The sequence below is a fragment of the Pseudovibrio sp. POLY-S9 genome (assembly GCF_001431305.1).
GTDB lineage: Bacteria > Pseudomonadota > Alphaproteobacteria > Rhizobiales > Stappiaceae > Pseudovibrio.
This window is the reverse complement of sequence record NZ_LCWX01000086.1, coordinates 1-12,350: the sequence shown is the minus strand read 5'-3', so window position 1 is coordinate 12,350 and position 12,350 is coordinate 1. Positions and strand designations below refer to the sequence as shown.

Below are 12,350 nucleotides of genomic sequence, written 5' to 3'. Positions count from 1 at the left end.
GCGCTCTAGCTGTCAGATGTCGTTCCAGCGACCCAGAATTCGTTGCGGCGGGTGGTGATGCGTTGGGCTATGAAGTCAACGAAGAGGCGGACGCGGGCGGTGTTGCGGAGGTCTCGGTGGAGGAGGAGCCAGATGCTGCGGTAGGGCATTGGCTTTTGGAAGGGCGCGCGGATGAGTAAGGGATGCCTGTCGCCCAAATTGCAGGCAAGGTAAGCCATGCCTAAACCTGCGGCGGCCAGAGAAATGAGCGGCACCAGTTCTGAGACCCTGTGCTTCAGGAGCGCTTTTGGGTAGCAGCCACTTTTGATCCATGGAGCCGTTGTCTCGCCTTCCGCCTCATGCCAGCCGATGAAACTCAGGCCTTCGCCGTTGTTGTCTTTGATCTTTTCAGCGTATTCCCGTGTGCAATATGCTGCTTGTGACATCTGCACGAGCTTCCGGCCTACAACGTCTTGTGTCACCTCGTCAGCGATGCGAAAGCCAACGTCTGCTTCTCGTCTGGTCAGGTCAGCGACATTGTTTGTGAAGTTCAGGTTCAGCTCGATTTCCGGATACTTTTCAGCGAACAAGACCAGATCATCCATGATGGACGTCATGGCCAGACCATGGGGCATGGTGACGTAGATGGTGCCGTGCGGCTCTGCATCTCGCCAGACGATGATGCGGGAGGCTGCCGTCATCTCGTCTTCAACCCGCTCTGCGTAGGGAAAAAGCGCTTCGCCCAGTTCTGTTAAAACAAGTCCTGTCTTGGAGCGGTCAAACAAGCGGCTGCCAACACGTTCTTCCAAAACTTCCAGCCGTCGGGCAAGGGTTGTGTGGTTGACGCGGATCAGGTTTGCGCCGCCTCTCAGTGTTCCGCTGCGGGCCACGGCCAGAAAGTACTTTAGATCATCCCAGTTCAGAGCGTAGTTTTCTTGCATGATCAGGCCTATACCCTGTGGTTCAAATTTGGAACATAACGTCCATTTTTACCTATCTACACTTCAAAATTCAACCAGCGTACGTTTCCGTCATTGACCATACTTCAACAGGAAACGCAGCAATGTCTCCGATCAGATCTGTTTTGATTACTGGTGCGAATGCAGGGTTAGGCCGTGAGGCGGCACGACAACTTGCAAAGACCAGCAGTATTGAGAGGATTTACCTCGCCTGTCGCAATGAAGCCAAAGCTTTGGCAGCAAAAGTTGCGCTTGAAGCTGAGGCCAAACGCGCAATTTTTGAAATTATCCTGATGGACGTGATGGACCCGGAGTCTGTACGTCAGGCCATCAGCCAGATGGCAGCACCGGTGGATGCTCTCATTCTCAATGCAGGCGGGGTGGGTGGCCGGTCGCCCAATAGCATGACTGCACATGGTGTAACCAACATTTATGCCGTGAACCTGCTGGGTCATGTGGTGTTGGTGGACGAGATGCTTGAGCGTCAACTGATCACCTCTACCGTGCTTTATGCAGGTTCTGAAGCTGCGCGTGGCATTCCTAAGATGGGTGTTGCCCGCCCAGTGCTGAAAGAAGCGTCCGTGGATGAGTTCCGCGCTATGGCGGATGGGCGCACGTTTACTAAAAAGAGTGATCCAATGGAGGCCTATGCGAGCGTGAAGCTTATTGGCGCTCTGTGGATGTCTTCCATGGCTCGTCAGCACCCGCATATTCGCTTTGTGACCATGAGCCCGGGCGGTACCACTGGCACCAACGGGTTTGATGATATGCCCTTCGTTAAGAGGCTTTTCTTCAAGCATGTGGGCGGCGTTCTGATGCCTTTGCTGGGCATGATGCATGGCGTTGAAGATGGTGCGAAGCGCTATGTGGACGGTATTCTGGACCCGAAGTTCAAGAGCGGTGTTTTCTACGCCAGTGCTGGCGAAGGTGCTATCGGCAAGCTGACTGATCAGGCCACTCTCTTTTCTGCTCTCAACAATCACAGTTTTCAGGACAATGCCAATCAGGCTGTCCATCAACTCATCTAATTCCCTAAAGCAGTCCGCATTTAAGCTGAAACACCTGAACTGCTTTAGTCTTTGTTTTTGCCTATCTTTATCCGAAAATCGGTTTCCACTTTTCGGAGACACGCTGTAGTTACTTAATCTGGAGAGAACCTATGGATCTTATCTATCTCATTATGGTTGGCGCCCCGACACTTATGCTTCTCGGTCTGGGGACCGTCTCAATGTTTGCTCCGTCGCGCATGACGAAGAACTTTGCGCTTGAGCCCGTTGGTGTTGCCGGTCTGAGTACGATCCGATCTGTGATTGGTGGGCTGTTCTTATCAAGTGTTGCGCTTTTGATTATTGGGTTTGTGACGGCGCAGCCGCAAGCCTATGTCGTTGTTGCCATTTTGCTGGGTGTTGTTGCGCTGGGCCGTGTTGTCGGCTTGCTGGCAGATGGATTTGTAAAAGAAGTCGTTCCGCCGCTTATTGTTGAGCTCGTTCTTATCGCAGCGTTGCTTGGTGCTTTCTTACGGCCTTTCTAAGAGGATCAATGCTCTTTTAAGGGCTTGAAGTTTTAGGCGGTGGGGAACCAGAGTTCTCCGCCGTTTTGCTTTTTCTAATGCGTCGATAAGCTAGCGTGACCTGATCTTCAACCAGCGGAAGGCTTGGTCAAGGTAAGCAGCACCGTCAGTGGTTACAGGATCACCGTGTGCGACCACGACCGCTTTTGTCGGCCAGCCGAGAATTTTTTTGAGTGCCTTTCGGGCTGTTGTCTTATCGCGGAAGGCGAGGCGGAACTTGCGTGGCACACTTGGTGTTGGTTCTGTCATCAAATCGAGCCGTGCAACGAGGGCCCGCCATCCTCTGAACCATCCTTTAGGAAACTGCTGCAACAGGTCTGTGAACAGCGTGGTTCTGCTGGCTTTGTGAAAGAACACCACCTCTGTTGTAATGGAGTTGCCACCCACGACAGACTGGGTAATCTCTGTTTGCCAATCTGCCTGAGGCGTGTTGCTCAGGGTAGAGGCGAAGGACAGATCTGGTCTCTTTTCAGCCAAACCGGGAGCGGCGTGAAGTTGGGCCTGAGGATAAGCCGTGGCCCATTCCGCAAGGAAGCTGTCGTGCAGATGGTTTGGTGCGATGATGTGGCGAACGGGGCCGAGCGCATCTATTTGGTCTTTCAACTTGTCTGACAAAGCTATGGGAGACCAGATGAAGAGCTCGCCATTTTGCAGGCGGATGACCGCCATGCGGGTTGAGTAACGAAAGCCAAGTGCGGCTGTGATGACTGGTCCACTTGCCAACCAAATTTCCGGAGCGAATGAGTAAAGCGTTGACATGACGTTCCCCATTGTGGAAGTCAGGCGCGTGGTATTTTGTGCCCTATGGTCATAATTCTAGAATATCCTGGGATGTGACGAAACCATCTGTTTTGCCAAGAGTGGAGGACAAAAGTGGGATGAATGCCAGCTTGATGAAGGGAATTCATGCTCTTTTGCGAAATTGAATAAAGTATAGGGGTAATAACCTATAATATATCCACAGTCACAAATACGCGGTTTGATAGCAAAACGTTTACATATATCTCGTGATAAACTAAGCGGTGGCCTATAAGACCTCCTGTCTTATTAAGATCTGCCGAGTATGCCTCGTATACATCGCACAGATTTTGCGACCAGAACTCTCTGATTTACTTCTCGAAGGACTCTAAGACGATGTCTTGGGAAATGCTTTTCACCTTCTTCGTATTGTTTGCAGCCGTCATCCTGTTTGTTTCCGACAAGCTGAGGTTGGACCTTGTTGCGATCATGGTGATGTTGGCGCTTGGGCTGTCTGGTATTCTGACGCCTGCTGAAATGCTTTCGGGTTTCGGGTCCACCGTTGTTATTCTGATTGCCGGACTGTTCATTGTTGGTGAGGCGCTGGCTCAAACCGGGATTTCTTATGCGGTTGGAGACAAGATCGTTCAGATTGCGGGGGATCAGGAGTGGAAGCTGATCGTGCTGTTAATGCTAACCGTTGCGGCGCTGGCGTCTGTTATGAGTGTGACGGGGGCAGGGGCGATCTTTATTCCGGTTGCTATCCGCCTTGCGAGCCGCTCCAACCTTTCTCCTTCGCGGCTGCTTATGCCACTTGCTTATGGGGCGCTGATTGGCGGGATGCTGACGCTGATCGGGACGCCGCCCAACCTGATTGCCAATGCTCAGTTGCAAAATGCTGGTATGGAGCCGTTCAACTTCTTCATCTTCACGCCGATTGGCTTGGTTATTCTCATTGTGGCTGTGATTTATATGCTGGTCTATGGCCGCCTGTTTTTGCGCGGTCAGCAGAGGCCACAAGGGGCGACGGAGCAGGGGCGCCGGACGCTGCAGGGGTTTTTGGAAGCCTACGATATTGAAGACAAGATTGTCCGTCTGCGGGTTCGTGAGGATTCGGAACTGGTTGGGCAGACTGTTGTGAGCGCGAAGCTGCGGCGGCGGATTGGGCTTACACTGTTTGGGTTGGAGTATACCTCCACCACGACCAAGCGGTTGAAGGTGACGTCGACCCAGACAAACCGTGCCTTCAAGGCTGGTGATATTGTGTTTGGGGTGATGCAGGAGCCTATCAGCGGGGATGTGTTTGCCTGCATTGGACTGGAGCTGTTGCCGATGGGCGAGGAGGGGCATCACCTTTCTGCTCGTGAGCTTGGCATGGCGGATTTGATCGTGGCGCCGGATTCCAAGCTGATCGGCAGAAAGATCAGTGGTGCCGGATTTCGGACCAACCACAACCTGAGCGTTGTTGGGCTCATCCGTAAGGGGGAAACTCTGCACGGGAACTTTGGGAACATTGAGCTGAAGTTTGGGGACCAGTTGCTTGTGGTGGGGGACTGGGAGAACATCAGCAAATTGCAGGCGGCGCGGGAGAGTTTTCTGCTGCTGGCGTTTCCGGAGGAGATCAAGAACTATCTGCCGCGGCGCAAGCTAGCGCCTGTCGCGCTTGGTATTCTGGCGGTTATGCTGGCGCTCATCATTTTCCGCGTGGTGCCCAGTGTGACGGCGGTGGTGCTGGCGGCGACGGCTATGGTGTGTTTCGGTCAATCGGGCTTACACCTCCATCAACTGGCCCAGTCTGATTTTGATTGCGGGGATGATGCCCATGGCCACCGCTTTGGAAAAGACGGGCGGGCTGCTGTTGATCGTGGACCAGATCGTTGGGCTTTATGGCGATAGTCCGCCTTATGTGATGCTGATGTCGTTGTTTTTGCTCACCTCTGTTTTCAGCCAGTTTACGTCGAACACGGCGACGGCGGTGCTTATCGCGCCTGTGGCGTTTGAGGTGGCTGCGATTATGGGCGTGCGGCCTGAGCCGTTTTTGATGAGCGTTGCGATTGCGGCTTCGACGGCGTTTTGTACGCCTGTGGCTTCGCCCATCAATACGCTGGTGATGGGGCCGGGGAACTACCGGTTCAAGGATTACGTGGTGATTGGCGTGCCACTGCAGATCATGGCGCTGGCGATTGCCACTCTGCTTATTCCGGTGTTTTTGCCGTTCTAGCTGAGGTTCAGGATCCAGTCTTCGTATTGTCGGCCTTGCTTGATTTCTCCCTGAGCGGCTGCGGTGATTTCAAAGGATTTTGAGCGCACCTGGCGGGGGGAGAAGCCGAAGTATTGTTTGAACATGCGGCTGAAGCTGCTTTCATTCATGAAGCCAAAGTCCAAGGCGACCTGATAGGTTGCTCTGTAGGCGTTGCGCGGGTCTAGCAGTGCGCGCAAGACGGCCTTCATGCGTCTGTCGCGGATGTACTTGCTGACGCCGCCGAAAGACAGAAACAACTCGTAAAGTTTGCTGCGCGATACGTTTATGGCGCCGCCGAGATAGTCCGGAGACAGGTTGGGGTTGGTCAGGTTTGCCTCGATAATGCGGCGGGCGCGGGTCATCAAGGCCAGATTGACACCTTCCTGCCCTGCCTCGCTTTCATGTGGCATTCCATTCAGGCATGCTGCAATCAACCCCATGGTTGCGGGCACGAGTTGCTGGGCTTGCTGCATGTTCAGCTTGCTGGTCTGGGCGCTGACTGACGAGAGATGTTCGCGCAAAATCACGTTCAATGGATGGGCCGCCGGGAGTGTTTTTAAGTTGCTGTCATCCGGGCTGTGCAGCAGGGGCGCAAGCTGCTCGCGGGCAATCAGAATGGAGCGATTGCTGTAACTGCCCGAGATTGAGCCACCTTCCTGTGAGAAATCCAGAAAAATGCAGTCACCCTTGTTGAGGTTGACGCTCTTTTGCCCGGCATAGAATTCGGCGTTGCCCTCATCATGAACCATCAGCAAATAATGATCTACGCCATCTCGCGCCATGGCCGCATTGGTGCGGTTGGCGATGTGGGCCTGTGCTGTCACCTGAGAGAGCATGAGGGAATCGAACAGCACAGACTGGATCTCACCAAAGAAATCCAGCTGATCCTCGCCGCGGTGAATTTCTGCCTCGCAAAGACAGGCTAAGCTCTCTCGCCAGAACGCAAATCTGTCTTTTCGCCGGATGGAATTTAATGAGAATGAGTTTCTTGGTAGGCCGACGATCGGTTCCGTTTGAATTGCCTCACTCAACGGCCCGCCTCCTGCTGCATGAATGCTTTAGACATGCATACTATGTGATGTATTTGACAAGTACACAACTGCAGGCACCTATATAATTTAGTAGATGCTTATGGCGTTCAGGAGGTTTTTGAAGCCTCAGTTATCACGAGCAAAAATGCGTTCCTCAGCCTGCACCTTCACGACAGTTGCGAAGGTTTGCCTCTTACCACCTGCAATCGGTTTTGCATCAGAAACAGGTTTGTTATCTGGACCCTCAATATTTTGGGAATATTGCGATGAGTTGGGGCGCTTTGGAGTTGCCAGACCGACTTCAGCGCACATGAGCAATATGGTGGTGGGATGTTCTATCTTGGGATTAAAGGCAGGTTGGGCAGAGCGAAGTTCTGGTTGTTTAACCTGTTCTGGATTGGCCTGTTTATGTGTGCTCTGGTGTTCGTGATTGAAGTGTTCCCGATCGCTTCTCACCCCGTCCCAAGGACCATGGTAGTCCTCATGTCCATTGCCCTTTACTACATCCAGTTTTCACTGATGATCAGGCGTTTGCACGACATGGGAAAATCCGGCTGGTGGTTTGTACTCTATTTCCTTGTTCCGTCCATCTACTTCGCCCTCCTCCCAATGATCCCGGAATATGGTGCCTCACTTGTCGTCAGTCTTGTGTTTGCATTCGTGGCAATGGGCGGACTGGCGAACGTTGGTTTTGCAGCGGGGACGAAGGGACCGAACAGGTATGATGTTGAGCCGGTCCCGGCCCCGGTAGCTGCGTGAGCTGAGGTGCTTATTGCTTAGCTATCTTTAAGTGCTGTAGGAGCAAAACTTAGCCCGAAAGGTACTCAAGGACTGAGTAAACAGCTGCATTTTTCATTCGACGAGCGCGTACGTCGCCGATTAAATAAGCCTCCTTGAGTTTACTTTCTGTTGCGGCAAAAACATGACCAATCGTGTAAAGTTTAAGCTCGTTAAGTTTACCTAACTGCCAATCAGTTACGTCCAACTTAGAATTTGGTTTAGCTAGTTGGGCATTGAGATCGAAGCCTTCTTCTAATTCGGCTGTATCAATCTCCAAATCGATTAGAGACGAGAATGCTCCGTGTTTAGCGCCAAACTCACTCATTCGTTTTGGAGTTAATGAAGTTGCAATTTTAAATGCATGGCCTGTTGCTGTAGTTTCTAAGGCAAAAAGACATCCAAGGTTCACAATGTAACGTTTTCCAATTTCATTGCGCGTAGCACGAATTCCAGAAGCATGTTCGGTAAGCACGCCTGTATAACAAAGAATTCTCAAAGCTTCTTTTACTAACTGCGGCGCATCGCGATGCACCCAAATATAAGATGTAGTATTTTTTTCTTGAGAAAGGTATCCATCATTCTTTTTCTTCAGCTCAGGGAGCACTACATCTTCTAAAAAGTTGCGGCCCCAATCAATGATTTCTTTGTGCCCGAGATATTTTTCAGATAACAATGAGTGTTCTGACCATATGCCACTGCGATAATACTCGCGAACAACTCCATTGACTTCGCTGGAATTCATTTTGGGAGCTTCCGAAACTGTTTTCAACAACACCCTTGGATTACCTGTCGCTGCAAATGCTAAAACACTGAAGTTTTCATTACTCTTAGAGATTGCAGTCAACAATTTCGTATCAGCTTGTTTCTCCACAATCTGTAACATGCTGCTGATGTAAGTTTTTGCACCAACTTCTCGGTTTAAAGAAACAATAGTTGCGTCGTGATTTGGCTGAAATGTATCACCAAAACTTGTAACACCAGGATAGACTGCTGCATTGCAAGTTACCGTTGGGCATCTCAAGTCTCTAAAGAGAGTAAAAAACTGACGTTGTTGGGACGGCAGAAAAATATGTGCTGCCTCATCCATAAACAAAGAAAATCTTCGAACACCAGTTTCTTCAGCTAAGTCTTCCAATGCAAACTTAATGGCTTCAATATCTGGCAGTCCGGAAGTATCAACTTTTTCTCCAGGGTTCTTCCAAGACGCTTCATATGACTGGATTATTTTTTCGAGATTGGAAGTGTCTAGGTGATTAGCAGGTAAACCAGCCAATATGTTTGCACTCGGTGGCCGATTTGCCATGAGGCCAAATTTTTGCACGGTTCTTAAAACCGCGCTACAAATGCGTGCAAGCATCCAATTTCGGAACTGATCAGGATCGTCAGTCCTTATCAAAGAGCTGCTAACGAAGGTGATATATACTGGGAGTACTCGTTCTTCATCGAAATTCTGTTTAAGTTCCTGCTCAGCCACTCGCATTAAGAATGACTTTCCAACGCCTCGGCTTCCAACAACTATTGCTGGGTTGCGGCCCTTTAACTGATCTACAACCGATCGATCTTCTTTTGTTTCAACAAAATATCCTAATATCTCTGCGGCAGAGATATCCTCAGTACGATAAAAGAAATCAGGCATTTTGAGGCCTTCCAAAAAGTGTTTGTAATGGTTGCACAGTTGCGAACTCCTCAAGAACTATTGGTTCAATCTTTCTCAAAGTGCTGGTATCGGCAAACGAGGTGTATCGAAGAATAAATGCAAACTTTACAACGCGACTAGCCGCTGATGCTCGGTCATTCCAATCATCGAAGAGATCGGGTTTGAAGGCTATTTGTTGGTCGCTTTCATATGTTCTGGGATTCCCATGAACAAACTCTGAGCACTCTCGATAGAAAGTGACGGCAATGGCTTGGTACTGTCTTCCAAAATCAGCTAGGTCCGGAAAAAATACGTTTGCGAACTCTTTGGAAAAGACGCCGCTCTCCAGGCATGTAACTGATTTCCAATTGATATCCTTTCGTCCCATAAGCCAAAGACGAAGATGAATTTCGTTTGCTGAAAATAAGATTGTACTTAAGCTTAGTTCTGCAAAAAGCCTTAGACTATTGTTTGCTTGTCGGTAGTGCCCTGAAGCAACCGATGCTAGCGCATGTTCATACTCAACCAATGCTTTTTCGTACATAGCGACTTCGGGACGGTCACCAATTAGTAATTTGAGGAGGCCAAGATCGGTTGCATCATTGTGTGCAGCTGTGAAATTTCGAAGCCTTTCTTCATCACGATTTAACGAATCCAGCGACTTTATGCCCCTAGATAAAATATTTTTGTACGTTTTAACTACCATAGTCGATTCCCAAATATCCTCTTGCAATCATAGATATAATGAATCTGATAGTCATCAATTTTAAATTGTATTTTAGCTATTTCCTGGCGATATGACTGATGTGTGCTACTCTCTTCAAACTCCCATCCCCCCGCCTTTTAATCTCCCACCTTACTACAACGTAATGTCTTCCTGTTAGACGTGGGCGCGTTCGTCCCTCTTGGTCTCGTCTAAAAGGAACCCCTGCTGATGATCGATATGATTATCGTGGCTGGCTATTTGGTTGGCATACTTGTGGTGGGGTTGTGGGGTGGTCGGATTCAGCGGGGGCTGAAGGATTATGCGACGGCGGGGCGTGAGTTTGGGTCTCTTGTTATTTTCGCCACCATGTCCGCCTCTTTTATCGGCGGGGGCTTTTCTACCGGAAATGCGGAGAAGGTGTTTTTATATGGCGTTGCCAACATTGTGGCGCTGTGGGGCTTCAGCTGTAAAGAGATTGCGGTTGCCACGCTGATTGCGCCCAAGATGAAGGCGTTTCCTGATGCGGTGTCTGTTGGTGATGTTATGGGCAAGGCCTATGGCAAGCTGGCCAGACTGACCACGGGTGTCTGCGGTTTGTTGTTGTGCTGCGGTATTGTGGGCGCGCAGGTTGGGGCGATTGGCGTTATCTTCAACGTGTTTTTTGGGTTGGACCGGTTCTGGGGCATTGGGATCGGCTGCGGCATTGTTATTCTTTATACCACGCTGGGTGGTATGCGGGCGGTGGTCTATACCGATGTGGTGCAGTTCGTTATTCTTGCGATTGGCATGCCGCTGGTGCTGGGCTTTGGCATTTATCAAATTGGCGGCGTTGATGCGCTGTTTGCGGCGGTGCCGCCAGATCATCTGAGCCTGCCCGGGCCGGACTTTGGCTGGATGGGGCTGATTGGGCTTATTCTTGTCTTTATGTTTGGGGAGACTTTGGTGCCTCCTTATATGCAGCGCTTGCTGGCGGGGAAGACCGCGTCTGCCGCGGCGCGCGGTACACTCTATTCCGGGCTGTTCTCTTTTCTCTTCTTTGCAATCACCGGAGCCATTGGTTTGGTGGCCTTTGCGCTGGACCCGGACCTGAACCCTAATAATGCCATGGCCTTTGTGATTGTGAGCGTTATGCCGCCTGTGCTGAAGGGCCTGGTGTTTTCCGGTGTGATTGCGATTGTGATGTCCTCGGCGGATTCCTATCTCAACTCTGCCAGTATTGCGTTTGTGAATGATGTGTTGCGGCCTTTGCGGCGCAAAGAGATGCGGGAAGAGGACCTGCTGTTCATCGCCAAGCTGGTGACGCTGGTTGTAGGGCTGCTTTCTATTGTGTTTGCCGTCTCTATAGAGAGCATTCTGGATATTCTGATTTACGCCTACAATTATTGGGCGCCGATTGTGCTGGTGCCGCTGGTTGCGGCGATCTATGGCGCTCGTCGTGGAACCCCTGCGTTTGTGGCCGGGGCGGTGACGGGTGTTGTTGCGACGGTGTTGTGGCAAAGCGGGCTCGACTCGCCTTTTGATCTGCCCGGACTGGTGATTGGTGTGCTTGCCAATCTGGTTGTGTTCCTCTCCATGCCGAAATCTTCCATCTATATGCATGAGTGAGGGCGGCTGGTTTGCTCAAGACATTTTGATGTTTTGTGGGTTGCGGGGCGGGGTTGGTGCGCTAGCCTTTCAGCTAACCTGGAGCTTGATGCGTCCCTTTACGGTCACGCATCGTGCTCTCACATATTTGGTGGAGCGGTTTTATTGGGTTTGATTGCATAGGATCAAACTGATCACGCTCTTATGGAGGCTTTTATGCGTGCTTTTGTTTCTGGACTATTCCTCAGCTTGTTGGTGACACCGGTTTTGGCCGGAGAGGCTGATGTGGTCAACGTGAATGTGACCCCGCAGGCGGAAGGCTCCTATCGGATTGAGGTGAGTGTGCGCCACAGCGATGAAGGATGGGACCATTATGCCGATGCGTGGGAGGTGCTTTCTGAAGACGGCAAGGTGCTTGCTGTGCGAGTGCTGGCTCATCCGCACGTGGATGAGCAGCCGTTCACACGGTCTTTAAGCGGTGTGCAGATTCTAGAAGGGATGTCTCGGGTGGTTGTTCGTGCCAGAGACAGTGTTCATGGGTATGGCGGTGAGACGGTAACCGTGGACCTGCCGGGGCGGTGAGGCTGGTTCTGCCGGGGCAGGCTGTCATGGTTTGCGGTAGGATTTGGTGAGGCGGGCATAAGTCGGGTTTGGGCTGGGTGGCTCGGGCCTGACGGTGAGGGGGATAAGTAAGGCTCGGTTGGAGCTGCGGGTGCGGGCGGCTGGATCGGGCTTTCGCCGTGTTTGCCGACATAGGAACGCAAGATCGCGCGTCTCACACCGAAATAACGCAGACTAACGCATAAGAACGCAAACCCGGTGAAGGGCGGTTTGCGGCGGCTGAGCGACTCGCTGAAGTATCAGAGGGACGTTTGCGGTGGTTTGGGTGTGTTGGGGGTGTGAGTTTCGTTTGAAAAAGTTGGATATCCCCGTCTGTGCAAATTTTGGATTTGTTAATTTTTGTGGTTTTGGTTGGTTGTTATTGGCTTGTTTCTGGGGTTTTTGTGGTGTTGGTGGTGGTGTATGTGTTGATATATGAAGTTATTGAATTGTTTGAATTTTAGTTTTTGCCCGATTGTTTTGTTTTTTTGGAGTTTGCGTGTTGACGGGTCGGTCTGGTATCCC

13 protein-coding genes are annotated in these 12,350 nt (G+C 51.0%); 7 read left to right on the top strand and 6 right to left on the bottom strand.

What is annotated here, in order from left to right; genetic code table 11:
* Positions 1-5: 5 nt before the first annotated feature.
* The gene (locus tag PPL9_RS06545) at positions 6-920 is read right to left on the bottom strand and encodes a LysR family transcriptional regulator (protein WP_057461942.1); all 915 of its coding nucleotides are present in this window, start codon (positions 918-920) and stop codon (positions 6-8) included.
* Between the two features lie 122 nt (positions 921-1,042).
* On the opposite strand from PPL9_RS06545, the gene PPL9_RS06540 reads away from it, so the two are divergent.
* Together PPL9_RS06540 and PPL9_RS06535 are read left to right on the top strand one after the other, a co-directional pair.
* Positions 1,043-1,966, top strand: a complete 924-nt coding sequence (locus PPL9_RS06540) for an SDR family NAD(P)-dependent oxidoreductase (protein WP_057461941.1) — start codon at positions 1,043-1,045, stop codon at positions 1,964-1,966.
* A gap of 131 nt (positions 1,967-2,097) precedes the next feature.
* Positions 2,098-2,469: a DUF4345 family protein gene (locus PPL9_RS06535; RefSeq protein WP_057461940.1), complete on the top strand. Its 372-nt coding sequence runs from the start codon at positions 2,098-2,100 to the stop codon at positions 2,467-2,469.
* A gap of 90 nt (positions 2,470-2,559) precedes the next feature.
* Here PPL9_RS06535 and PPL9_RS06530 read toward each other — a convergent pair whose 3' ends face one another.
* The gene (locus PPL9_RS06530; RefSeq protein ID WP_057461939.1) at positions 2,560-3,267 is read right to left on the bottom strand and encodes a DUF4336 domain-containing protein; all 708 of its coding nucleotides are present in this window, start codon (positions 3,265-3,267) and stop codon (positions 2,560-2,562) included.
* Between the two features lie 375 nt (positions 3,268-3,642).
* Between PPL9_RS06530 and PPL9_RS06525 the strand changes: the two genes are divergently transcribed.
* Complete coding sequence (locus tag PPL9_RS06525; protein ID WP_208989217.1) at positions 3,643-5,142, top strand: SLC13 family permease; 1,500 nt, start codon at positions 3,643-3,645, stop codon at positions 5,140-5,142.
* Entirely contained in the window at positions 5,069-5,467 is a 399-nt protein-coding gene (locus tag PPL9_RS33115) for an SLC13 family permease (protein WP_208989216.1), read from the top strand. Before PPL9_RS06525 ends, PPL9_RS33115 begins: the two co-directional genes overlap by 74 nt.
* On the opposite strand, the gene PPL9_RS06520 is transcribed toward PPL9_RS33115, so the two are convergent.
* The gene (locus PPL9_RS06520; RefSeq protein WP_057461938.1) at positions 5,464-6,519 is read right to left on the bottom strand and encodes a helix-turn-helix domain-containing protein; all 1,056 of its coding nucleotides are present in this window, start codon (positions 6,517-6,519) and stop codon (positions 5,464-5,466) included. The genes PPL9_RS33115 and PPL9_RS06520 overlap by 4 nt on opposite strands.
* A 126-nt stretch (positions 6,520-6,645) precedes the next feature.
* Entirely contained in the window at positions 6,646-6,831 is a 186-nt protein-coding gene (locus tag PPL9_RS33110; protein ID WP_057461937.1) for a hypothetical protein, read from the bottom strand.
* An 18-nt stretch (positions 6,832-6,849) separates the two neighbouring features.
* On the opposite strand from PPL9_RS33110, the gene PPL9_RS06510 reads away from it, so the two are divergent.
* Positions 6,850-7,278, top strand: coding sequence for a DUF805 domain-containing protein (locus tag PPL9_RS06510; RefSeq protein ID WP_057461936.1), 429 nt, complete (start codon positions 6,850-6,852; stop codon positions 7,276-7,278).
* A 49-nt stretch (positions 7,279-7,327) separates the two neighbouring features.
* On the opposite strand, the gene PPL9_RS06505 is transcribed toward PPL9_RS06510, so the two are convergent.
* Entirely contained in the window at positions 7,328-8,935 is a 1,608-nt protein-coding gene (locus tag PPL9_RS06505) for a hypothetical protein (RefSeq protein WP_057461935.1), read from the bottom strand.
* Complete coding sequence (locus tag PPL9_RS06500) at positions 8,928-9,641, bottom strand: hypothetical protein (protein ID WP_057461934.1); 714 nt, start codon at positions 9,639-9,641, stop codon at positions 8,928-8,930. The genes PPL9_RS06505 and PPL9_RS06500 overlap by 8 nt, the downstream gene beginning before the upstream one ends.
* Positions 9,642-9,869: 228 nt before the next feature.
* On the opposite strand from PPL9_RS06500, the gene PPL9_RS06495 reads away from it, so the two are divergent.
* Complete coding sequence (locus PPL9_RS06495) at positions 9,870-11,246, top strand: sodium:solute symporter family protein (protein ID WP_057461933.1); 1,377 nt, start codon at positions 9,870-9,872, stop codon at positions 11,244-11,246.
* A gap of 195 nt (positions 11,247-11,441) precedes the next feature.
* Positions 11,442-11,807, top strand: coding sequence for a hypothetical protein (locus PPL9_RS06490; protein WP_057461932.1), 366 nt, complete (start codon positions 11,442-11,444; stop codon positions 11,805-11,807).
* Positions 11,808-12,350 lie beyond the last annotated feature (543 nt).